This is a genomic window from Bacillus sp. CCB-MMP212, assembly GCF_022748145.1.
In the GTDB taxonomy this organism is placed as follows: Bacteria; Bacillota; Bacilli; order Bacillales; family Bacillaceae_G; genus Bacillus_A; species Bacillus_A cereus.
On record NZ_JALDQE010000006.1, the window covers coordinates 13,562 to 37,090 of the forward strand.

The window sequence follows — 23,529 nt, forward strand, 5'->3', positions numbered from 1 at the left end:
GGATTAAATGATATGTTAATAAAGTGAAAATTTAATCGCCATCCTAATATTTACGAAATGAAATCAAAAAAGAATCCCAATGGGATTCTTTTTTTCTAATTTGTAATAGCGTATATTTTCACTGTGAATTTGCTAGTGGCACCAATTGGACTTGCAATATAATATTTAGTATTTGTGTAAGCTTCAGTCCTAGATTCATGTGAAATATTTTTCCAACGAGTAGAATCTATTCCTAGGGAAACATCAATCATTACATTGAAAGAAATAGTATAAGGATAATCTTTTTCTGAAGGCTCAATAACCCATTTTAATTCTTTGGTACCTACAGGTAAACTATCAATTTTAAAGTTTTGGCTGGATCGATTTTGTTGCCCTGATAAAGGAATAGATTCAGATGATATTTGTGAAATTAATATTTCTTTTTCATTTGAATGTATACCATTTAATTTAATGATACTATCAATTAAACCTGGACCGGGAAAATCAGCCGCGATGATACCAGAATGTTTAATTGCGCCTTGTTGTAAGAGTTCGGTCCCAAGTGTATTCATCCCCCCATAGTATACTTGTCCGTTTCTATCACGAGGGAAATCACTCCACGCATTAGTGGAATTCGTTTGAAGCAATTTAGGACTACTGTCAGTATTCCTACTCTCTTTTCCGCTTGCAACAAACCAAGGATATACATTATTTAAAAATGCGGCTGCGCCTCCCGTACCACTAAAATGGTTGAGATAAATTTTTCCATTATTAAAATTAATATTTGTATTTTGTAGATGGTTTTTTATCGCAATCCATTTTGTATATATTTCGTCTGGTCCGCTTCCAATTTCAAATTTATCTTGTATATTTAAACCTTCGTAATCAATCCCGTACAATTGAGCGGATGTAAAGTTTTGTAAGATTACAATTTTTCCGCGGGTATCTCCTAAAGTAGGGTTATTTCTATCTGAAGTTGGTACGGAATTAGGATCCCAAAAATATGAAGCATTAACGTTTTTATATTTTAAAAATATCTCCTCAAATGATAGAGATCCACTTTCAGGATTAGTTTCTTCTTTTAAGCGCATTAATATTGTTTCTGTTGGATGATCTTTTAAAAATTGAATGGTCTCTTTTAATACATCTTCAAACACTGCTTTTTGATTTACAACGCCATGATACATTGCAAAAGAATCTTTTACACGTTTAACACGCATATCTACATATCGAATTCCGGAATTTAATTGTTGGGATAAACTCATAGTTTGATTTCTTGTCAAATTTTCATCAAGAAAACTCGCTCCATGTAAAGCCATCGTACCGTGAGTCCCTGGAATAGATATTTCACTTATTTTTGTTGAACCTTCTATTTTCGACATCCACGATGGATTTTGATACCCTATATTGGATTCATAGGAGTAACCTGGATGACTATCAGCTAAAATAGTAGATGGTGTACTTAAACTTGCTAGTGTAATACAAGTAAGGATGCTAATTTTAAAGAAATTTCTCATTTTTATTTTGTTCATTTTTTCTCTCCTGACCTTTAAACAATTGTTAGATGATTTTTTACTATATTTATTGTTTTTCATTCTTAAGATAATAAATTTTTGTATTTAAAAATAATTAACAATAGGAGGAGTAAGTTATTTGAGACTTTAATAATTTTTTATTATAAATTGTCCCTAATAGCCAAGCGGATTCTTGAAAACTCGAAGTATAGCCTCCAAAAAACAACTGTTTATCGTATTGAATACAAACAAAACAGAAGTCCTAAAAAAGACTTCTATTTTGTGACATATAATGAATGATAAGGTGGTAAACAAATCAAGATAATGTGATTGAGTGGTAAAAATTTATTAATAGCTGTTTTAGAATCTCTTATAACAAGGCTGATTACAAAAAGCGGATCTCTACACTGCTAATAAAAATTGAAAAATTCTACTCATTAAAACTTAAACTAACTACAGTTGCAATTGATTGGGCTGCATGTTCCCAGCTTCCATCTATAACTTTACCAATCTGCTGACCAAGTGCATTTAAATCATTTGGATTAACTGGAATTCCATTATACGCAGCAAGAATTGATAAAAGTGGAGCAGCAAATGGTGTCCAACCACCTCTATCAATATTAAATACAGGTTTATCTAGTACCTTTCCATCTTGTACTGTAAACTCATAATAAAATTGATCATCTGGACGAAAACTTAAATGATGAGAGATTTGCCCCTTAACATATTTTTTTCCTGCACCTAGATTTACTACTTCTATTTCCTTTACATTAAATTCATGTTCAAATACTTTGATTTTTTTGACTTCTGGACCATTTAAGGCAGCTTGAACGGCTGTTTCCAAATTGTTTTGTGCAAAAGGTTGAATACTTAATTGTGCCTCTTTTTGTTGAATAGGAACCTCCTTTTCTGCAGCAAACACCGAGGTAGTAGGTAGTGCACCTGTAGCTAACGTAGCTGCAAGTGCCGTTGTCATCATGATTTTTCGTTTCATCTTCATAGTTTTCCTTCCTCTCTTAAAGTTATGATATATAATTTTTTAAGATTGACACGGTACAATTTTTTCATAATGCACGCAAAAAACTGGTTTAAGAACTATGTGAAAAACGTGTCGGAAAATTAAAATTAATTATATATGTATTTTAAATGATATATATCTACACGTATTTTTTCAATTTTTAGATAAATTAAGCAGTAATTACTGCATAAGAGTCAATTTAGCACTTTATTTATCTATACACTTCCTATAAACATATTTAGTTCATAGTAAAAGTAATATATTTGATATTAAATGTCTTGCATAATGCGATAAAATTTCACAATTTTATCGCATTATATACAAAAAATGAAGAATTTAAATAAGTATGGTCCCAAAATTCGCAAGAAAAGAAAGAGAACTGCTATTAATACAGTAGAAGAATTTCAAGAAATTTTGAGCAACGTTCACCAAATAGTTGATATAAGAGATGTATCGAGTTTTGCTGCAGGTCATATTGAGAAGTCAATAAACATACCTTATAAAAATTCTTTCACAACTTGATGTGGATGGTTATTAGATTATAAAACAGAAACTTTAATAATTTTAGATGAGGAAAAGGTTAAAGTGGAGGCAGTTATTAGAGAATTTGAATCTATTGGGTTAGATAATATTATTGCTTTTGCACCCTAAAAAGTAATACAGAAACTTAATAGATTTGAAAGTTACAAAGAAAAAACATCGATTGAATTATATTCGCATATAAAAAGTGGAAGTGTTAAGGTTATCGATGTGCGTAGTACAACAGAGTGGGAGGAAGGAAACCTTCATGATGCAATATATCACTTTAGGCAATCTATTTGAACAATTAGATTATATCCCGAAAAATTGTCCAATAGTTTTGCAATGTCGAACCGGATTGCGTTCCCCTATAGCAGCTAGTATTTTACAAAGAGCTAGTATAAAGGAAGTAGTGAATTTAAAGGGAGGATTTCTTGTATGGAAAGAAGAAGGTCGCCATTCAAGGCGACCTTCTTTACTATGCGTTATATCCAAATAATTTTAAATCTTCTCCTGAATCTGAAATGATTTTCTCAAATCGTAATCCTACTTTTTCTAAAAGCTTTCCTGAGGCGATGTTATCTATAGAAGTAATTTTTACAATATAATTTTTTGCATCTTCTAAGTTTCTAACCCCTTTGTCACCAATAAACTGAATCCATGCAGGATCGTTTACTAACTCAAGAATAAAAGAAGCGTCTTTTATATCAAACCAACGAAGATTTAGACGTTCGGTTTCAAGAACTATCAATTATTACACCACCTTTAAAAAGTTATAACAATTAGTATGGATTGTGTAAAACAAAAGTGCAACATATTTTAATGGGGGTGTTTGTTCACATAAAGTTCGTTTGTTTTGTATAGAGAGATATTTTATAATTAGGATTGATTGTAAAGAGTGAGATACTTATACAATGACTCCTAGGTGACTAGGAGTTTTTACTATATAACTATCATTATTACTAAATATGACACACTACACATTCTACTCAAGGAGGTACATAATGAAGAAATTATATAATGCATCGTTTACGTATTTGATTATCGGTTTATTATCAGGGATTTTCGCTAGGGAGTATGGTAAGTATAAAGGGATTTTAGGATCTACTTTGTTAAATCTTTTGCATACACATACACTTGTACTTGGCTTTTTCTTCTTTTTAATTGCTTTAGGATTAGCAAAAGTATTCGCGTTTCATGAAGTGAAAGGGTTTAATAAGTGGTTTGTTTTACATAACATTGCATTAACATTAATGTTAGGTTCGCTAGCAGCGAGAGGGCTTCTTCAGTTAAATGGAGCTGACTTTAAAGGGTTAACTTATATTGTAGGGTTTTCTCATTCGTTGATGGCAGTTACTTTAATTTGGTTTATGTTGTTAATAAAGAAATCGTTTAAAATGTAGTGAAAAAGAACTTGTAGCGTGTGCTGCAGGTTCTTTTTTTTATGTTCAGGTTTAATAATCTTATTTTTCTAATTATTTTGTATAAAGATGGTATACTTGTTTTAAAATTAAAAAGGAGAGTTGATTATGGAAATAACAATTGAACATGTAGTAAATGAATTAAAAGGCATACTTCCTGAAGATCGAGTAGTAATAAATATGACAGTACGAGAGTTACATAGTAAAGATGAATCTTACCACGTTAGTAGTTTACCTGATGTAGTTGTTTTTCCAAAAACGACCGAAGAAGTTAGCGCGATAATGAAAATAGCGAGTCAGCACGGAACAGCTGTCGTTCCATTTGGAGTAGGGTCCAGCTTAGAGGGACATGTAATTCCTTACGAAAAAGGAATTACAATGGACTTTTCTCTTATGAACAAAATACTTGAAATAAGAGAAAAGGATTTTCTTGTGAGAGTACAGCCAGGGGTGACGCGCTCTCAGCTTAATAAAGAATTGAAAAAGTATGGATTATTTTTTAGTGTAGACCCAGGAGCTGATGCAACGTTAGGAGGAATGGCTGCTACAAATGCGAGCGGAACGACAGCGGTAAAGTATGGTGTAATGCGTGATCAAGTTCGAGATTTAGAAGTCGTTCTTGCTGATGGAGGAGTAATACATACCGGGAATTTAGCGGCGAAGTCATCATCAGGTTATCATTTAAATGGTATTTTCGTAGGATCAGAAGGAACACTTGGATGTTTCACGGAGTTAACTTTAAAAGTATACGGTATACCAGAACATGTTATGGCTGCGAGGGCATCGTTTCCAACTATAAATGATGCAGTAGAAGCTGTAATTAACATATTACAAGCAGGTATTCCAATCGCGAGAATTGAACTCGTTGATGAATTATCTATGAAACAAGTAAATTATTACAATGAAACAAGTTACAGAGAAGAACCGACACTGTTTTTAGAGTTTCACGGCAATGAAGCAGGGTTAAAGCAAGATATTGAATTTACGAAAGAAATCGTTCTTGATCATAAATGTATAGAAATTACGTTTGAGACGGAAACAGCAGCGAGAAATAAACTGTGGGATGCAAGACATAACTTAGCGTACTCTTACGTGCATAGTTATCCTGGTAAAAAGCTAATGAGTACAGACGTTTGTGTGCCAATTTCGGAATTAGCTGGAGCGATTCAACATGCGAAAGAGGTATTAGATAAAGTAGGGCTTATTGGCGGTATTCTAGGTCATGTTGGAGATGGGAATTTCCATGTACTCTTAATGATTGACACAAATGATAAAGAGGAAGTAAAGAAGGCGGACGAAATAAACGAAAGTATCGTTCTGTATGCTCTTAAACGAGGAGGAACGTGTACAGGAGAACATGGCGTTGGAATCGGAAAACGAAAGTATCAAGAAGAAGAACATGGGGCGGCATTATTTGTAATGGAGAAAATAAAGAAAGCTCTTGATCCGCAAAATATTTTGAATCCGAATAAGGTGTTTCAATTAAAAGATAGGGGCTGATTGGATGAAAGTACTAGAAGCGATAAGTAATATAGCTGGAAAGTATTTTGCATTTTGGACCGGCTGCTGCACTCCCAAGTGTATTAGCGGCAGTATGGCATAACATTTCAGGGCCAATATTAGCAACCATCTGGTCAAAAAATGCAAAGAACACTTTCAGCGATGAAAATGTATCAATAAATATAGAAAAATAGGAATGATAAATAATGCAAAAACGTATTGTACATTTTGAAGGAATGGTTGTATTTTTAGCCACGATTTATATGTATTCAATATATGAGTTTAGTTGGATTATATTTTTTGTATTCCTTTTAGCGCCGGATTTATCCATGTTAGCGTATGGGATCAATAATCACGTTGGTGCGAAAATATATAACGTATGTCATACATATATCATATCCATATTAATTGTTCTAATAGGTGTCTATTTTAAGATAGATACCGTTATAGTGATTGGCTTAATATGGACAGCACATATTGGAATGGATCGAATGTTTGGATATGGATTGAAATATGAGACGGATTTTAAGGATACTCATATTCAAAGATTATAATTGCTTTTGAGGAGAGGGATACGTTGAAACAGAGAATTACTATCGAAGAATATAACATCAAATGGGAAAGTGAATTTAATAAGCTACAAACTCTCATTAACGATGTGATGGAAGACAGCATTTTATCCATTGAACATGTTGGGAGTACATCTGTTAAAGGGCTTGCATCAAAACCAATACTAGATATTGATGTTGTAATAGAAGAGTACGAAATTTTTCATGAGGTAGTAAAAAAACTTGAGAAGATAGGGTACTATCATCAGTTAGAATGGAGCTTTAAAGGAAGAGAGGCGTTTGGAAGAAAGGATATGTTCGTTCCATGGAACGAGGGAAATACAGTTTGGATGGAACATCATTTATATGTGTGTGATAAAAATAGTGAAGAGTTGAGAAGGCATATAGCGTTTCGAGATTACCTTCGTGAACATACTGAAGTAGCTAATGAGTATGGAAACTTGAAGGAAGAGTTAGCAAGAGAGTCGAAAAATCGATCTAGTTATATTGAGGGTAAGACCGTATTTATTACAAATATATTAGAAAAAATAAACTAAAGCAGCATGGAATACATGCTGCCTATTGTTTTGAAATAGAAAGCTGCCATTATAAAACAAATGCAAACTGGCCCTGTTGATTGATGCGGTTACTAAATATAATAGGAAATAAATTAGAAAAGATCGGAAAAGAGGGAGCTTATGTACATACCAAAATATTTCGCAATACAAGATGAAGAGATGAAGTACGAAATAATGGAACAAAATAGCTTTGCGACATTATTTTCTCAACATAACGGAGAACCATATGCAACGCACTTGCCGTTGTTATTAAATAGGGAGACCCTTACTTTACATGGTCACTTCGCACGGCCGAATGAACAGTGGAAAGATATTGGGACTCAGCAAGTACTAGCTATATTTCAAGGACCACATAGTTATATCTCTCCGTCATGGTATGAAACAAACAATGCAGTACCAACATGGAATTACGTTGCAGTGCATGTATACGGTGAATTAGAAATTGTTGAAGATGAGAAGACATTAGTAGATTCTCTTCAAGATTTAGTAAATAAATATGAAGATCCAGAGAGCACCTACTCACTTAATGATGTAGATCCAAATTATATGGGAGGATTAAGTAAGGGAATAGTTGGATTCAAAATAAAGATAAATAAAATAGAAGGAAAAGCGAAGTTAAGTCAAAATCATTCTGTAGAGAGACGAAATTTAGTTGTGGAGAAACTTGAGAAAGTTGGTAGTGAGGAGAGTAAGAGGATTGCGGAGTTGATGAGAAAATAAAGTCTACATGAAAGGAAAATATTCTAAATAAGCGTATTTAAAAAGACCTTCTTAATTGAAGGTCTTCCGTTTTTTAAAGTGCTTTTTCAGTTGTTGTTGAGTTGTAGTCTTTACTTACGTCAACGGATTGAACAAGACCAGGTCTTTGTGGTGCAGGGGTGTCCCCAATGTTTAATGCTACATATCCTAACTGTGTTTTCGGTGTTTCTGAGGTGAAGCTTAATCCAAGAGTTGTGATGCTAATAACAGCTAAGCCAATGATGCTCAATTTAATCTTTTTCATTATATCAAAGCTCCCTTTTCTTCATGTTTTTTTCTTGCTTGATTGGCCATGTAAAAGTATTGACTAGCTTTTATATGGTCTTCTTTTTCATAAAACATATTTGCTAGAACATCAGTGTACTCTTGTATACATTCCCAAAGGTTTTCTGTTTTAAAGTAAGAAATTCCTTCCAAAATTATCATTTCTAAATCATTTATAGAAGTTTTATTATTTAGTTCTCTTAAAATCATGAAACGATATTGAAACTCTTTGTTTTCTAGTTTATTTGAGATGTTTAATCCTTTTTTTATAAGTTCTTTAGCCTGGGTATATTCTCCAAGCTTGTAGTATTCACGTGCTTCAACAAAAAGTGCTTTAAAGTGATTTGGTTGCTTAGTTGTAACCTCTGAAATATGACGCATTGCTAACTCTGAAAGGTTTTGACTTGCATATAGCCAAGCTAAATTATGTCGTACTCTTAATGATAAAGTCTCCTCTGAATACTTCTGTAGAATATTTAATGCTGAATCAAGTCTAATTTCAGCTTGTTCAAACTGTTTTAAATCAATACAAGATAAACCAAAGATGTTATCACACAAAGCAACATTAATTTCGCAGTTTATATGTTTTGAAAAAATCGCTTTAGCTTCATTTGCAGATTGGATTGCTACTAGTGGTTGATATGTTTGATAATAATAGGAAGCTAAGCGGTAGTTAAATTCAGCATTCTCTAGTTCGTCAGGTACGTGTATTAGCAGCTTTTTAGCGTTCTCGAAAAGGTGTTTTGCTGCATTGTAGTTTCCAATAATTGTATTGTGAATAGCCTTAAAAAAATGATAATAATAAGAAAATAGCCCATTCTCTGGAAGTGGGAAAGAATCAATTTTATTAAAATCATCTTTATTAATATTTAAACCATCTGTTAAAATTTTGTATCTGAAATTAAAAAGTGAATAATACAATTGTAGGTTTGTATCTTCTTCTGAATTAGAGATGATATTTTCAATATCTTTTTTTATTTTTGTTGCATGGGTAGTTTGATGTTGTAACATAGCTCTATACCAGTCATTAAATAATTTTGTAATTTGTTCATTACCTTGTAGTTGAACGTTCATGAAATCCCCTCACTTTTTGAATATTCTTATAAAATATAGTATCAAAAATAAAAATATTTAGAAATGATGTTTTATATTTCTCAATATTTGTTTAACAAGCTTACGAGTAATTCTATTGGAATAGTGTAGAATTTATTTTGGATTAAAGAAATGGCATCGGGGGGTGTGCATTTTAAAGTTTTAGTTGAGTGGGGGGATATAAAAAGGGTGCGTTCACACAATTTATATGAACGCACCTTTTTACATATTAAACAATCAAGTCCCACAAAAAGTACGATAAGGACGACTCGTAGGCGCAGGCGGAATGCAGTATTCTTCTTGATCTGTAGAATACGCATAAGGGTTTGATAAAGCTTCAAGAAGTTGCTCCATTACGCTATAGTCGTCATTTGTAACAGCTGCTTCTAGTGCTTCTTCTACACGGTGGTTCCTCGGGATGATTGATGGGTTATTATTTTTCATCATCTCGTAGGCGTTTTCTTTTGATTGTTCTTGTCTTTCTAATCGAGATTGCCAAAGTTTGTACCATTCTTTAAATTCAGGACTTTCAAATAGAGCTGTATTTTCGATAGCATCAAGAGTTAATGAACGGAATGTATTTGTGTAATCCGCTTTATATTTCTCCATCATTTTTAAAAGTTGCTCAATAAGTGATTGATCTTGTTCTTCGTTGCTAAATAGTCCTAATTTCTTTTTCATTCCAAGGAACCACTGTTTTTCATACTGTACGCTAAATTTCGAAATTTCGTCTTGAGCGATTTTTAATGCTTCTTCTTCATCTTCGTGCAGAATTGGCATTAAAGATTCAGCTAGTCGTGCTAGATCCCATGCGGCCATATATGGTTGATTTCCATATGCATAACGACCTTGTGTGTCAATAGAGCTAAATACGGTTCCTTGGTCGTAATTGTCCATAAATGCACAAGGACCGTAATCAATTGTTTCGCCACTGATCGTTATATTGTCAGTGTTCATTACGCCGTGAATAAATCCAACAAGTTGCCATTTTGCGATAAGACTTGCTTGTTTTTTAATGACTTCTTGTAGTAATGCAGTATATCGGTTTTCATGGGATTCACTTTCTGGGTAATGTCTTTTTATCGTATAGTCAGCTAGCGATTTAAGGTCCTCTATTGAACCACGAGCTGCAGCATATTGAAATGTACCGACCCGTATATGGCTACTAGCTACTCTAGTTAAAATTGCTCCAGGTAATTTTGTTTCACGATATGTTGGTTCCCCGGTTGTAACAACTGCTAAACTGCGAGTAGTCGGAATATCAAGTGCATACATTGCTTCACTAATAATATATTCACGTAGCATCGGACCGAGTGCAGCACGGCCATCTCCTCGGCGTGAATAGGGAGTAGGGCCAGAACCTTTCAGTTGAATATCGAAACGCTCACCTGAAGGAGTAATTTGTTCGCCAATTAAAAGAGCACGACCGTCGCCTAACATATTAAAATGTCCGAATTGATGACCAGCATATGCTTGAGCTAATGGATGAGCTCCTTCTGGGAGTGCATTACCAGCGAAAATAGCAATTTCAGCTTCCTTTTTCAGTTCTTCAGGGGTCAAGCCAAGAGATATCGCTAATGAATGGTTTAGTTTAACTAACTTCGGTGAACTTACGGGAGTAGGGGGGATTTCTGTATAAAATGATTGTGGTAAAGTCATATAACTATTATCTAAATTCCAACCTGTTTCATTATTTTTAGTCATTGTATCTCCTCCTTTTTGTATTTTAAATTATGTATTTGTACGTATGTATTCTTTGTAAAGTTAACTAAAAGTATAATACAATATTTCCCCTTGCAATCTATTGTAAGGACTTCATTGTACTATGTCTATTTAACAGCAAATTTAAAACCTCCATTTTTAAAAATGGAGGTTTTATTATTATTTAATTTTTACAATTAATTTTCCTTTTGCTCTTCCAGACTCTGAATATTCCATTGCTTTTTGCGCATCTTCAAAAGGGAAAACTCGATCGATTACCGGTTTAATTTTTCCGGCTTCAATATAGTTTGCAATAGTACGTAATTGATCCCCGCTTGGCTTCATAAATAAAAATGAATATTGAGCATTATGTTTTTCTTCAAGTGCAGTAAGTTTTTTGCTGGCTAATGAAAATAAGAGAGTTTTAAAGAATCCTGAACCAAATTCTTTACCGAAGCGAGCATTCGGCATGCCTGAAACTGAAACAATGTTTCCTCCGCTTTTTATAATATTGAATGATTTTTCAAGTGTTGCACCGCCGATTGTATCAAATACCGCATCATAATTTTTTAGTATATCTTCAAATTTTTCTGTTTTGTAATTAATAATTTCATCTGCGCCAAGAGACGTTACTAAATTCGCACCAGCTTCACTAGCAGTCGTTGTAACAATGGCACCCATTATTTTTGCTAGCTGAATAGCGAAAGTACCAACACCACCGGATCCAGCGTGAATTAAAATCTTTTGTCCTTTTTGTAATTGCATGATGTCATGTAATGCTTGATATGATGTTAAGCCAACGAGTGGAATCGAAGCAGCTTCCTCAAAATTTAAATTTTTCGGTTTTAAAGCTATATCATCTTCATGAATGGCTATATACTCCGCGAAAGTACCAATCTTATTTTTTCTTGGGCGTGCATATATTTCATCATCGACTTTAAAGTTAGTCACTTTTGCCCCAACCTTTACGATGACACCGGAAAAGTCATTACCAAGGATTAGGGGCATCTCATATTTAAGCAACATCTTCACTTTTCCATCGCGTATTTTAAAATCAATTGGATTAATACTAGCTGCATGAATTTCTGCGAGCACTTCATACTCATTAATTTCAGGAGTAGGTACCTCTGCCATACGCATTGGGACTTTTCCGTACTTATCAATTATCATTGCTTTCATTTCTTATACCTCCAAGTTTTAATAAAAGTTTTGCAATAGCTTCTCAATATCTAATACAAGATTTTTTAATAAACCTAATTTTGTACGTATATCAATATAATAAAAATTCTTTGTACCTTCTTTTCTCATTAAAATAATGCCAGCTTCTCGTAAAATCTTAAGGTGATGTGATACGGCTGGACGGGAAAGGTGTGTTTGCTTCGTGATTTCTCCTACACGTAATCCTGTTTGACATTCTGTTTCCATTAGCACTAATAAAATAGCTTGACGTGTTTCATCACCAATTGCCAATAATACTTTTTGAGAATCAATAAAATCTTTTTTTATAATATTTAATTGTTCTTGTTTATTCATTTCAATCACTTTGCCTCCAGGTAATTAGTCGAAAGGTTTAAGATGATGAACCATTACTTCGATACGGTAATGCTACATGATTGTTGTACGAGGTGCAATATTGAGAAAGAAAATCGAGACGAATGAATTTTTTATTGTTGAAAATTATAGGGAGATAGAAAAGGGATTGGAAGGATTACATAACACAATAGATGAAGTTTTAAAAACAAAAAATGATGTAACAATAAAATAAGCGGTCGTAACCTTGTATAATCCATAAGGTTACGACCGCTTATAATGTTTGTATTATTTTTGATTTTTACGATAGAACATGGTTCAACGTAAAGTACATTCTTTTGTTTTACACTTTCATACAGACACAATTCAGGTGGATTATAGATGTATGAAAAGGTAAAAGGAATTTTGGGGCGTAATCTATCTATATGATAATTTAAAATGAAATATAAGTCTATATTTTAATGTTTTTTTTGATTATATTTATGTCACTGAGCTCAGAACAATGATGTGGAGGGTAAATATATGAATGTACCAGTTTTAATTGTTGGAGGGGGATTATCTGGGTTAGCGTCTGCGTTATTTCTTGCAAAACATAACATTGAGTACTTACTTATTGAAAGGCATCCGTCTACTGCCATTCATCCGAAAGCAGGCGGTCTTACTTTACGTACAATGGAGTTATTTCGAGAATTAGGTTTGGAAAAAAGAATTAAATTGGCAGGTAAAGCATTAGAGAACTGCCGAGGAAGAATAGCAGTTCATACAATAGCTGAGGCGAATAAAGAAGAATTGGAACAAATGAGAGCGACACAATACGGAAACGATGAAGAGTTACTTCAAAAAATAGAAAAGATTAGTCCATCAAAACAAACTGCGTGTTATCAAATTATTTTAGAAGAGGTGATGTTACAAGAAGCGAAAATGCTAGGCGGGCAACTATCTTTTTATCATGAATTAGTTTCATTTGAACAAAATGAAAACGGGGTAAAAGCAAAGATTCGAAATCGTGAAACAGAAAAAGAAAGTGTCATACATTGTGACTATGTAATTGCAGCAGATGGAGCGAAAAGTAAAATACGTGAGCAGTTAGGGATTAAAACTGAGGGGCGTGGAACCATTGGTGGCTATTATATGAATATTTATTTTGAAGCAGACTTAAGTGAGTTTATACAAGGAGACGCATTCGGTTTTTCTATGGTACTTCATCCAGAGGTTCTTGGTGCACTGATCCCAGTAGATAACGTAAAAAAATGGATTTACCATGTAGCCTACGATCCATTAAAAGGAGAGGGACCAGAGGATTTCACGATGGAACGTTGTAAACAAATTATTCAAATAGCAATTGGAAGTACAAATATTGAGTCAGAAATATTAAGTGTTTTACCGTGGGAAGCGGCCGAAAGTACAGCGGTGAAATTTCAAGGAAATCGAGTCTTTCTAGTTGGAGATTCAGCACATATTATGCCGCCAACAGGCGGATTTGGTTCAAATACAGGAATACAAGATGCGCATAACTTAGCTTGGAAATTAGCGGCTGTTATAAAAGGGAAGGCAAAACCAAAATTGTTAGAAACATATCATGAAGAGAGACACTCTGTTGCAAAATTAACGACAGCTTATGCAAGTAGTTTACTGTTTCGTGCTGCGAAGAGAGAGAAAGGCAGTTTGAATAATATGGATGGTTTAGCTGTTACAGCTGGATATCAGTATTGTTCAGAGGCGATTATAGATAATTCAGTCACTCCACATAGAATGGATAGCATAGAGTTGAACGGAAGACCTGGAACGCGAGCGCCACATTTATGGGGAACGTATGAAGGAAAGGAAGTTTCTATATTAGACTTATTCGGTAACAGTTTTGTATTACTTACAAGAGTAGAAAATAGTTCTTGGGCTGAAGCAGCACATACTGTTTCAGCTAAATTAGGAATAAATATAAAAGGGTATCGTGTTGGCTTAAGTGGAGACTTTGTTGCTCCAGAAGATATTTTTAGCAAATTATATGGTATAGGGAATGGAGGTGCTGTATTAATTAGACCAGATGGCTTTATCGGATGGCGTTCGGAAAAAACGGTAGTAAATCCAGATATAGTATTGGAAGAGGTAATGAGAAATTTATTATGTGATTTTTAAGTAACTACGGAAATATTGTTTTATGTGCTTCACTGTACTGAAAAAAATATTCACAAATTTCAATAGGTTTGATATTATTAAATTCGACAAGTTAATAGAGGCCGGAGATATTTGAGAAAAGCCATAAATTTATTTAGGGATACAGGAGTGTAGCCTAAATAATTTATGGCTTTTTTTATTGAATGAACCGTACAAAATAGGGAGTTACATGTGAAAAGGAGGGCTATAGGAATTAAATAGGATAATACTAGTTTTCTATATTAATAATATAGAGAAAGTATATTTGTAAGATTGGAATTTTAATATAGGTTTATAAAAATAATGAAAGTGTGTCTTCTATTTCGTGTAAATCTCATTAGCTTGTTGAAATTTGCAACGTAGGAAGGGTTAGAAGGATGAGAAAGATTATTAGCGTTTTAGTTATTTTCTTTATGACGGGAAGCATCTTTGCTGGGGGAGCTGTTCATGCAAAGGCAGAAGGAAAGCATGAGGGGAATGCGAATAAGTTTTTAAATATTGCACATCGCGGAGCGAGTGGACATGCACCTGAGCATACTTTTGCTTCTTATAATCTAGTGAAAAAAATGAAAGCGGATTATTTAGAGTTAGATATCCAATTAACAAAGGATGGCCAATTAATTGCAATGCATGATACAGCAGTTGATCGCACTACAAATGGAACAGGCGAAGTACGTGATAAAACGTTAAGCGAAATAAAGAGTTTAGATGCAGGATCATGGTTTAATAAAGCGTATCCAGAAAAGGCTAAGCAAGAGTATGTTGGGCAAAAAGTTCCAACTCTTGAAGAAATTTTTCAAAAGTATGGAAGAAGTATGAAGTATTATATTGAAACAAAATCACCAGATGTGTACCCAGGAATGGAAGAGAAATTGTTGGCGTTGTTACAAAAATATAATTTAGTAGGTCAAAACATGTCTTCTAGCCGTGTTATGATTCAATCATTTAGTAAAGATAGTTTGAAAAAGATTCATAGTATGAATGAAAATATTCCGTTAGTTCAATTGCTTTGGTATTATCCAAATGAAAACAATGAAATTGTCGAATGGTCTGGCATTACACATGAACCGAAAAGTGTAACGAATGATGATTTTCAAGAAATTAAAAAGTATGCAGCTGGTATTGGACCAAACTTACGTAATGATAACGGAGAACTAATTATTGATGAGTCATATATGAAAATGGCTAGGAAAAATGGACTGTTAATTCACCCTTATACAATTAACGAGAAACCAGATATGAGACTGTTAATCAAATGGGGTGCTACAGGAATGTTTACAAATTATCCGGATCGATTACATAGTGTATTGAAGGAAAAATAAGTGGAAAAGGGTATACCAGTGTTTTAGGTATACCCTTTTTAATTTAACTCCCCGATAAACAGAATCTCTTTTTCATAGCATTCATCTTCATCATAAATAATTTCTTGAAAGCGAAGTGTTTGGAAGGAATGATAAACCGAAATTTTCCATGTCTCCCAAAAATCAATTTCATTTGAAAGAAGAATCCATTTTTGAAATTCACTATCTCTATTAAAGAAATTATGAAAGTAGTTCTCATTTTTAAATATAATGATTTGCGAATCACACAAATTATTTATAGAAATCAAAACAACAACTCGATATGTATGTGTATCGCCCGGTTTCATATTTATTAAATGATTTGCTTGATTTAATAAGGTTTGAATACATAATCGCTTTACTTTTCTAGGTGTTTTACGAGAGTCAATAAAAGCTCGCGAAACTGGCAATAGCATATTCCAATATTCATCGTTATAGAAAGTAGAAGGGAACGTTTTTGTATGTTCCTCAATTCGCTTTATCATAGTGTTTGTTTTTCGTTTCATACCACGTATTTTCTTTTCACGCATTGAGAGTCATCTCCATAAATTTTTGTAATGCAGCAGAGTGATATATATCTTTTCTAGTAATAAAAGTAGTAGGAACTTTTTTGAAGCTATTTGGCAAAGGGTTGAATGATATGTCATGTTGATGACCATTTAAAATAGACTTCATCATAATTGCTACGCCCATACCTGATTTTACACATGCGAGTATCGCTTCAATTGTTCCAAACTCTAATACTCGTTTAGGTGAAATTCCTTCTTCTTGAAGCCAATCTTCTAATAAATTTCTATAATAGCACCCGTGACTAAATGCAAGTAAATTCATGTCTCCTATGTCTTTAAAGGAAGATAAAGGATTTTTGCTAATGAGAACTAATTCTTCTTCATGAAATATATTTGTATGAAGTTCAGCATGCTGAGTGGTTCCAGCGATAAACGCCCCGTCTAGTTTTCGTTCTAATACAAGTCTAATCAATTGTTCCGTCGTATTTGATTCTAAAATCAATTCGACTTTTGGGTATTCCTCATAATAGGCCGTTAATATAGATGGAAGTCTTACAGCGGTTGTAGATTCTGTACATCCAATTTTTAAAGTGCCCCTTGGTTCGATCCCATTACTTTGAACTGCTTTAATAGATTGATCCATTAAGTGGATAATTTGTTTAGCGTATGTTAATAAAATCTCACCGTTAGAAGTTAAAGTTACACCTTTTCCGTTTCGGTAAAATAAAGGTACACCTAGTTCGTTTTCTAGTTGTTTCATACGCATTGTTACGCCAGACTGTACATAGTTTAAATTTTTAGCTGCGTGAGATATGTTTTTTTCTTTCGCAACTTCGTAAAATACAGTTAAATCTTTTATATCCAAGTATCATCCCTCCATAAAAGGTATCATTTTTTTTGATGGATTACATGATAAATCTTTATTTTATATGATATCAGAACTTTCATACAATGGAAGGGGATGGAGGGATTATTGTGTTAATGGAAGAAAGGATGAATGGTACTTATAAGTGGGTTATGTTAATTTTTGCGACAGTTGCTCAAACAACAGCGACACTTATAACGTATGGTGTTGGAGCATTTGCTTTATTTTGGAAAGAAGAATATGCACTTACGAATACGGAGAGTGGATTGTTAGTAAGTGTTGTAAATATAGGACCGCTATTTTGTATGCTTTTTGTTGGGCGGCTACTTGATCAATACAATGAAAAGTTGTTAATTTCGATAAGTTTATTTTTACTAGGGGGTTCGTTTTTACTGACTAATATGGTCAATGGATTTAATGGGTTACTCTTTGTACTTTTATTAGTAGGAACGTTTTATAGTGTTTCGCAGCCAGGAGGAAGTAAGGTGATAATGAAGTGGTTCTCAAAAGAAAATCGCGGGTTAGCGATGGGGATTAGACAAGCCGGTATACCGATTAGTGGTACATTAGCGGGAGTATTGATCCCGTTTCTTACAATAAAATATAATATGGCCTATGCGGTAAATAGCATTGCATGCATTTGTATAATTGGAGGGTTTTTATTTTTTATATTTTATAAGGAACCATATATTCAAGAGAAAGTTAAACAAGAACGTAGTAAACTTTCTTTTTGGATGCAGTTAAAAGAAGTGATGTGCAAAAAAGAGTTGTATGCAATTTATATAACTGGCATTTGTATGATTTCATTGCAAATGGTGTTAGTTGCACACTTTATAAAATTTTTAGTATTGGAACAATCAATCACGCCAATTTTAGCTGGAAAAGTATTTTCCGTTATGTTCTTTTCTGGAATGGTTGGTAGGGTTATATTAGCAGCTACTAGTGATTTATTTTATAAGGGGAATAGGCGTACCCCCTTATTTATAACTGTTTGTATTTCTATTTTCTTCATTCTAATATTAGTAATGAGCATACATACAATAACGAATGTATTGTATGGCGTAAGTGCATTGTTAGGGTTCTTTTCAATTGGATGGTTTAGTCTTTTTATAACTGAAGTTGCGGAATCAGCAAGTGAAGAATCGGTAGGGATGACAGTGAGTTTTGCACTTACATTAAATCAAATTGCTATTATTGTTGCGCCTGCTTTATTTGGTTATATTGTAGATAAGAAGGGATATACGTACGCGTGGTTATGCATAGTTGTATTACTAACTATTTCAGCGGCTAGCTTATATAGGAAGTATAGAAAATGAAGGAATGTTAGCAATGTAAATTTTTTATGAAGAAAGTCTAAAGAAATGTTGAATGAGCGACATTTCTTTTTTATTTGTTGTATAATCAAAATGTAAATGAGATTCGTTTTCAATTTCGTTCATTACCTCTTTTGAAATTACCTGTAATTTTAGCCATAATTAGCTGTTTTTCTTTATCGTTATTTGCATGATTTATTTTATTTAAAAATTTTTCAGCATCATTTCCTTTTAATATCATAATCTGCTTTCCGTAATATTCAATTAATACCATGTTATTTTTTGTTATCCGATAATGAAATATCTTATCATCTAAACGATTGCGTTTATCGGTGTTTTTCATATTACATCTCCATTCTTTTTAGTATGTAACAAATGTTACAAAAGAATTTGAAATTATAGTGTAATGCATCCGATTGTATGTTGGAAATTTTGCAAGAAAGAAATACAATAGAGAGTAGTAAAAATTGAAAATGAGAAAAAGGAATCTAGTTTTAACAGAGTGAATATTAAATAATATTATAATATACTTGATAATTAAAAGATATAAAATAGAATGGATGTACGTTAAGTGAAACTAGATAAAAGAGGGTTCCTAGTATGTTAAAGAAATGGTTAATCGTTTTCTTTATTTTTGCTGTTTTTTGTGGGAGTGTTGTTACACTAATACATGCAAATAAAGGAAAAAAATATGATACAAAGGCATTTTCTAATGTAAATAATAAGCAAAAAGATGTTAAGCAGGAAGTTGATGCGAATGAGAAAAAGCGTTATGAAATTGCAGCTGGAAAACTAGATCAGTACTTAAAAGATAAAGGATTTAATGGGAGTGTTCTTGTAGCAAGTAAAGATCATGTCATTTTACGAAAAGGCTACGGTTATGCGAATGTGAAAGATCAAGTATTAACAACGCCAAGAACGAAATATCGCATTGGGTCTATTACGAAAACAGTAGTTGCAATATCTATTATGCAACTAAAAGAAAAAGGGAAGTTGAACATTGAAGACAATGTAAATAAATATATCCCATCGTTTCCGGCAGATAAAAACATTACGTTACGAAACTTGTTAACACATACGTCTGGATTACCAGAACAGGGACAAGGTAGTGTTGACGCAGCATCACGGTTAAAATTAGTAACGTGGATTGGGGCACAAACGTTACAATTTCCAGCAGGGACAGGATGGAAATATACAGATTATAATTATATGGTGCTTGCATATATTGTAGAAAAAATATCGAATAAACCACTTGCTGAATATGTGAAAGAAAATATTTTGACTCCTGTTGAAATGAATGAATCTGGAATGGGCGCAACACTCCCAGAAGATATTTTCTTAGCAGAAGGGTATACGAAAAAAGATAATAAGTTAATAGCCACGCCTCGCTTAAAAATGAACTGGCTGTATGGTTGTGGTGAAATGTATACGACTGTTGAAGATATGAAAAAGTTAGATGAAGCTATTATGGATGGTAAACTACTTTCCAAACAAAGTGTATCAGATATGTTTTCTGCATCACCTGCAAGAAAATATGGATTTAGTTTCTATATTTACCCAGATTATTATCATAACCACGGTGTATTAGCTGGCTGGAACACTTTTAATAATTTTAACTGGGATAAACGAATGTTTGTCATATTATTTTCTAACGTCCAAAATGGTATGAATGATGCATTTAATCAGGAATTTAGGAAAATGGCGAATGATTTAATAGAAGGAAAGTAATTATAAAAAAATCGGTATTGATATGTAATTATCAATACCGATTTTTTTATTTTGTAAAGTTTTACTTACTGAATAAAGTGAAACTTTAATCAGCAGGGCCCCACCTAACTTCTTTGCTTTCGCTGAATTTTGAGGTGGGGGTCTTACTGCCCACAAATGGCGGGATAAATAGGTAAAAAGGTGATTGGCATTTGAATAAATCTAAATAGGTAGTTAAATGATAAGTAATGCAAAGAACAATTGGTAATTTTTACATTGATAAAAAAGCTTGAGCTTCACACTATGTGAAGCTTTACAGTATTGGAGACAAGAACAGGAGGTTGGAAAAATGAAAAAAGCAATAAAGTTTTGTTTAATAGCTACATTATCTACAACGATTATTAGTGGATGCTCTTTTGAGGGTAACAATGAAAATGTTAAAGGGAAAGAAGGAGAAAAAGTAGAGGTACAGAAAAATGCTGGGAAATATACGATGCCAGATGAAAAAGATAAACATGAAGGTACATGGCTGCAATGGCCACATGAATACACATATGGTGAAGAGTATAAGCAGGAAGTTGAACCTATTTGGGTTAAGATGGCAAGTGCTTTAACTGAGGGTGAGAAAGTTCACATTGTTGCATATGACCAGGAAGAAAAGGAGAGAATCAATAAGCTTTTAACAGATGAAGGGTTAAATATGGAGAAGATTGATTTCTTTATCGCGCCTACTGATGATGTATGGGCAAGGGATAGTGGACCGATTTTTGTTTATGACAGCAACAAAAATCTCAAAATATTAGATCCAGCATTTAATGGTTGGGGGAAGAAGACACCTTATAAAAATGATGCTCAAATACGTAAGAATGTTAGTAAACAATCAGGAATTGAAAGAATTGATTGGGGGAAATTTGTCCTTGAAGGCGGCGCAATTGAATTAGACAGCAATGGGACTGCTTTATTAACTCGAAGTGCGGTAACGAATAAAAATAGAAATCCTGATTTATCAGAAAAGGAAATTGAAAAATATATAAGTGACCTTGGGGTATCAAACTTTATTTGGTTAGACGGAGTACCTAATTTAGATATTACGGACTTTCATATTGATGGATTTGCTAAATTCCATAATAAATCTACCATTGTAACGATGAAAGAAGATGACCTAGCTGAATGGGGTTTATCTAATAAAGATATGGATACATTGTTAGATGCCAAAAATGCTTCAGGACAGAAATATAAGTATGAATACTTGCCGCTTAGTAAAGAAAAGGTTGCTTTAGAGAATGGAAAAACTCTCGATTATAAGGGATCGTATATCAATTATTATATTGGGAATACAGTTGTATTAGTGCCTAATTATAATGATCCGAATGATAAAATCGCAAACGATACGATTCAGAAGTTATACCCAGATCGTAAAGTAGTCGGTATTGATGTGAGGGAGTTGTATAAAAACGGCGGTATGATACATTGTGTGACACAACAACAACCAATTGCATTGAAGTAATTAATTGTAATTTCGTTGTGCTGCTATATAGACAAAATAGGTGAAATCTTATCTTTGCCTATTTTGTCGTTCCTTATTATTTGTAAAAATAAAAATTAAATATAATGATAATTGAATTGTAGTGTATGTTCGCTTTTCGTTTTATATGGTAAAGGAGAAAAATGTTTGTGTTAAAGAATTTTAAAATAGTGTTTTCGTATTTCCCTATCGTTTTACAGTACATTTTAAATGTAGCCTTAATTTGCTTAGGGGTTGTTCTAAGTGTATTTCTTATGAAAGAAGTCATTCAGTTTATACAAGAACTGAAATTGGATGGTAATGAATCTAGTTATCATTTAATTGATAGTATCGTCGTATTCTTTCTGTACTTTGAATTCATCGTAATGATTATAAAGTATTTTCAAATGAATTTTCATTTTCCATTACGATATTTTATATATAGGTATAACAGCTATTGTTCGTCTTATTATTATAGATCACGATAGTCCGTTAGATTTATTGTTATATGCCTGTGCAATCTTTGTATTAATTAGTGCGTTGTTCATTGCGAATTCTAAAATGATGCGTCGAGATTTAGAATAGTGAACATTTGTTGTTGAATTAAATAAGATATTTTATCTTTTTGAAAAAAGGAGTAACAGTATTGAAAGAAATAATCTTAACCAGCCTCATAATGATAGGGTTTATGATTCTATTATTTAATTGTATACTTTCATGATTTAAAAGAATAAAAGGTTAATAGAGAAAGAGGTTTTTGTAAATATGGTTCATTACAATAATCAAAATAGTTTACATCAAATATTTACATTAAAAGGGACAATTATAAGAGATATTTTCCCGCAAATCGTATTATATACGTGTATTTCAACGATAGTAGCTGTGATTAATTATTACTATACAGAAATAAATATAAATCAGACTCCTTGGGTAATCGTCGGAGGAGCTTTAGGATTACTATTAGTGTTTCGTACGAATACTGCCTATGATCGGTACTGGGAAGGTAGAAAGCTCTTTGGCACGGTTGGTGCTTGTACTAGAAATTTAGCAATTAGTTTTTTATGTCATTGGGATTCTAAAGGGAAGAGTATGGAGCAGGAAAAAATAAAATTTTTACATTTATTAATTGCATTTCCAAAGTTAGCGAAAGGACACTTGAGAGAGGAAAAAAATCTATCTGAAGTGAAATCATTGCTCGCTGTCTGTTCTGAGAAGGAAAAAGCACTTTTGGTTGAGTCCAATCATTTACCGATTAGTATAGTTTTTATGTTGAAAACTATACTATCAAAAGGTTTGAAAACGGGGCAAATTCATCCAAATGCGATAATTAGTATGGAAATGGATTTGAATACGTTACTTACATCTGTGGGTGGATGTGATCGTATCAAAACAACACCTATTCCTTTTGCATATTTTGCTCATATAAAAATTTTATTGATTATATTTTGTGCGACTTTACCGATTGGTCTTGTTGATAGTCTCGGATGGTTTACAGTACTTGCGACTACGTTTATAAGTTTTGCATTCATAGGTATTGAAGCAATAGGGGTTGAAATTGAAGATCCCTTTGGTCAGGATCCAAATGATCTTCCGCTAGAAGGAATTTGTATAGGAGTAGAAGCGCATTTAGTGAATTTATATAATCAAAACGATCTATTAGAAGTAATGGGTTTGAATCTTGATACAAAAATCATTTAATCATTTATTGTTGTTTTAA

At 33.1% G+C, this 23,529-nt stretch carries 23 protein-coding genes and 3 pseudogenes; 15 read left to right on the forward strand and 11 right to left on the reverse strand.

The features are described 5' to 3' along the window. Nucleotides 1–95: 95 nt before the first annotated feature. Together MRP26_RS17515 and MRP26_RS17520 are read right to left on the reverse strand one after the other, a co-directional pair. Nucleotides 96–1,511 (reverse strand): phosphatidylinositol-specific phospholipase C, encoded by a 1,416-nt coding sequence (locus MRP26_RS17515; RefSeq protein ID WP_197241947.1) that lies wholly within the window; start codon nt 1,509–1,511, stop codon nt 96–98. A gap of 412 nt (nt 1,512–1,923) precedes the next feature. Continuing rightward, nucleotides 1,924–2,493 (reverse strand): hypothetical protein, encoded by a 570-nt coding sequence (locus MRP26_RS17520; RefSeq protein WP_000782803.1) that lies wholly within the window; start codon nt 2,491–2,493, stop codon nt 1,924–1,926. Nucleotides 2,494–2,826: 333 nt separating this feature from the next. Here MRP26_RS17520 and MRP26_RS17525 point away from each other — a divergent pair. Next, nucleotides 2,827–3,529 (forward strand): annotated as a pseudogene (locus tag MRP26_RS17525) (rhodanese-like domain-containing protein); the annotation flags it as partial. Here MRP26_RS17525 and MRP26_RS17530 read toward each other — a convergent pair. Further along, nucleotides 3,509–3,781 (reverse strand): GNAT family N-acetyltransferase, encoded by a 273-nt coding sequence (locus MRP26_RS17530; protein ID WP_242806492.1) that lies wholly within the window; start codon nt 3,779–3,781, stop codon nt 3,509–3,511. The pseudogene MRP26_RS17525 and the gene MRP26_RS17530 overlap by 21 nt on opposite strands. 253 nt (nt 3,782–4,034) lie before the next feature. Here MRP26_RS17530 and MRP26_RS17535 point away from each other — a divergent pair, with 253 nt between their 5' ends. From MRP26_RS17535 to MRP26_RS17560, 6 genes and pseudogenes are all read left to right on the forward strand, one after another. Further along, complete coding sequence (locus MRP26_RS17535; RefSeq protein ID WP_000737891.1) at nt 4,035–4,433, forward strand: DUF2871 family protein; 399 nt, start codon at nt 4,035–4,037, stop codon at nt 4,431–4,433. 126 nt (nt 4,434–4,559) lie between these two features. Then, nucleotides 4,560–5,951, forward strand: a complete 1,392-nt coding sequence (locus tag MRP26_RS17540) for an FAD-binding oxidoreductase (RefSeq protein ID WP_000406581.1) — start codon at nt 4,560–4,562, stop codon at nt 5,949–5,951. Nucleotides 5,952–6,001: 50 nt separating this feature from the next. Continuing rightward, nucleotides 6,002–6,145, forward strand: a pseudogene (locus MRP26_RS17545) (bile acid:sodium symporter family protein); the annotation flags it as partial. 12 nt (nt 6,146–6,157) lie between these two features. Next, nucleotides 6,158–6,505 (forward strand): DUF4260 domain-containing protein, encoded by a 348-nt coding sequence (locus MRP26_RS17550; protein WP_053563872.1) that lies wholly within the window; start codon nt 6,158–6,160, stop codon nt 6,503–6,505. A 23-nt stretch (nt 6,506–6,528) separates the two neighbouring features. Then, nucleotides 6,529–7,056 (forward strand): GrpB family protein, encoded by a 528-nt coding sequence (locus tag MRP26_RS17555; protein ID WP_000813613.1) that lies wholly within the window; start codon nt 6,529–6,531, stop codon nt 7,054–7,056. Between the two features lie 141 nt (nt 7,057–7,197). Beyond that, nucleotides 7,198–7,797, forward strand: a complete 600-nt coding sequence (locus tag MRP26_RS17560) for an FMN-binding negative transcriptional regulator (protein WP_000275796.1) — start codon at nt 7,198–7,200, stop codon at nt 7,795–7,797. A 73-nt stretch (nt 7,798–7,870) separates the two neighbouring features. On the opposite strand, the gene MRP26_RS17565 is transcribed toward MRP26_RS17560, so the two are convergent. The 5 genes from MRP26_RS17565 to MRP26_RS17585 all read right to left on the reverse strand — a co-directional run bounded on the left by MRP26_RS17565 (nt 7,871) and on the right by MRP26_RS17585 (nt 12,435). After that, nucleotides 7,871–8,080: a hypothetical protein gene (locus MRP26_RS17565; RefSeq protein ID WP_197241942.1), complete on the reverse strand. Its 210-nt coding sequence runs from the start codon at nt 8,078–8,080 to the stop codon at nt 7,871–7,873. Then, nucleotides 8,080–9,174, reverse strand: a complete 1,095-nt coding sequence (locus MRP26_RS17570; RefSeq protein WP_001102729.1) for a response regulator aspartate phosphatase — start codon at nt 9,172–9,174, stop codon at nt 8,080–8,082. Before MRP26_RS17570 ends, MRP26_RS17565 begins: the two co-directional genes overlap by 1 nt. A 255-nt stretch (nt 9,175–9,429) precedes the next feature. Then, nucleotides 9,430–10,896, reverse strand: coding sequence for a protein adenylyltransferase SelO (locus MRP26_RS17575; RefSeq protein ID WP_197241940.1), 1,467 nt, complete (start codon nt 10,894–10,896; stop codon nt 9,430–9,432). 177 nt (nt 10,897–11,073) lie between these two features. Further along, nucleotides 11,074–12,072: an NADP-dependent oxidoreductase gene (locus MRP26_RS17580; RefSeq protein ID WP_000646415.1), complete on the reverse strand. Its 999-nt coding sequence runs from the start codon at nt 12,070–12,072 to the stop codon at nt 11,074–11,076. Between the two features lie 18 nt (nt 12,073–12,090). Beyond that, nucleotides 12,091–12,435 (reverse strand): ArsR/SmtB family transcription factor, encoded by a 345-nt coding sequence (locus MRP26_RS17585; protein WP_000571870.1) that lies wholly within the window; start codon nt 12,433–12,435, stop codon nt 12,091–12,093. 91 nt (nt 12,436–12,526) lie between these two features. Here MRP26_RS17585 and MRP26_RS30785 point away from each other — a divergent pair, with 91 nt between their 5' ends. From MRP26_RS30785 to MRP26_RS17595, 3 genes are all read left to right on the forward strand, one after another. Beyond that, the gene (locus tag MRP26_RS30785) at nt 12,527–12,658 is read left to right on the forward strand and encodes a hypothetical protein (RefSeq protein WP_001227549.1); all 132 of its coding nucleotides are present in this window, start codon (nt 12,527–12,529) and stop codon (nt 12,656–12,658) included. 287 nt (nt 12,659–12,945) lie between these two features. After that, nucleotides 12,946–14,556: an FAD-dependent oxidoreductase gene (locus MRP26_RS17590; protein ID WP_197241939.1), complete on the forward strand. Its 1,611-nt coding sequence runs from the start codon at nt 12,946–12,948 to the stop codon at nt 14,554–14,556. A 395-nt stretch (nt 14,557–14,951) separates the two neighbouring features. Next, nucleotides 14,952–15,896 (forward strand): glycerophosphodiester phosphodiesterase, encoded by a 945-nt coding sequence (locus MRP26_RS17595; RefSeq protein WP_098400787.1) that lies wholly within the window; start codon nt 14,952–14,954, stop codon nt 15,894–15,896. Between the two features lie 38 nt (nt 15,897–15,934). On the opposite strand, the gene MRP26_RS17600 is transcribed toward MRP26_RS17595, so the two are convergent. After that, complete coding sequence (locus MRP26_RS17600; protein ID WP_197241938.1) at nt 15,935–16,444, reverse strand: DUF3916 domain-containing protein; 510 nt, start codon at nt 16,442–16,444, stop codon at nt 15,935–15,937. Next, nucleotides 16,437–17,288, reverse strand: coding sequence for a LysR family transcriptional regulator (locus MRP26_RS17605; RefSeq protein WP_197241936.1), 852 nt, complete (start codon nt 17,286–17,288; stop codon nt 16,437–16,439). Before MRP26_RS17605 ends, MRP26_RS17600 begins: the two co-directional genes overlap by 8 nt. 86 nt (nt 17,289–17,374) lie before the next feature. On the opposite strand from MRP26_RS17605, the gene MRP26_RS17610 reads away from it, so the two are divergent. Then, nucleotides 17,375–18,604: an MFS transporter gene (locus MRP26_RS17610; RefSeq protein ID WP_197241935.1), complete on the forward strand. Its 1,230-nt coding sequence runs from the start codon at nt 17,375–17,377 to the stop codon at nt 18,602–18,604. Between the two features lie 109 nt (nt 18,605–18,713). Here MRP26_RS17610 and MRP26_RS17615 read toward each other — a convergent pair whose 3' ends face one another. Beyond that, the gene (locus MRP26_RS17615; RefSeq protein WP_078401307.1) at nt 18,714–18,944 is read right to left on the reverse strand and encodes a hypothetical protein; all 231 of its coding nucleotides are present in this window, start codon (nt 18,942–18,944) and stop codon (nt 18,714–18,716) included. A gap of 257 nt (nt 18,945–19,201) precedes the next feature. Between MRP26_RS17615 and MRP26_RS17620 the strand changes: the two genes are divergently transcribed. The 4 genes and pseudogenes from MRP26_RS17620 to MRP26_RS17635 all read left to right on the forward strand — a co-directional run bounded on the left by MRP26_RS17620 (nt 19,202) and on the right by MRP26_RS17635 (nt 23,510). Then, nucleotides 19,202–20,329: a serine hydrolase domain-containing protein gene (locus MRP26_RS17620; protein WP_197241933.1), complete on the forward strand. Its 1,128-nt coding sequence runs from the start codon at nt 19,202–19,204 to the stop codon at nt 20,327–20,329. 328 nt (nt 20,330–20,657) lie between these two features. After that, entirely contained in the window at nt 20,658–21,815 is a 1,158-nt protein-coding gene (locus tag MRP26_RS17625; protein ID WP_016080772.1) for an agmatine deiminase family protein, read from the forward strand. 167 nt (nt 21,816–21,982) lie between these two features. Beyond that, nucleotides 21,983–22,397, forward strand: a pseudogene (psiE, locus tag MRP26_RS17630) (phosphate-starvation-inducible protein PsiE). A gap of 180 nt (nt 22,398–22,577) precedes the next feature. Next, nucleotides 22,578–23,510 (forward strand): bestrophin family protein, encoded by a 933-nt coding sequence (locus MRP26_RS17635; protein ID WP_197241932.1) that lies wholly within the window; start codon nt 22,578–22,580, stop codon nt 23,508–23,510. Nucleotides 23,511–23,529: the final 19 nt, after the last annotated feature.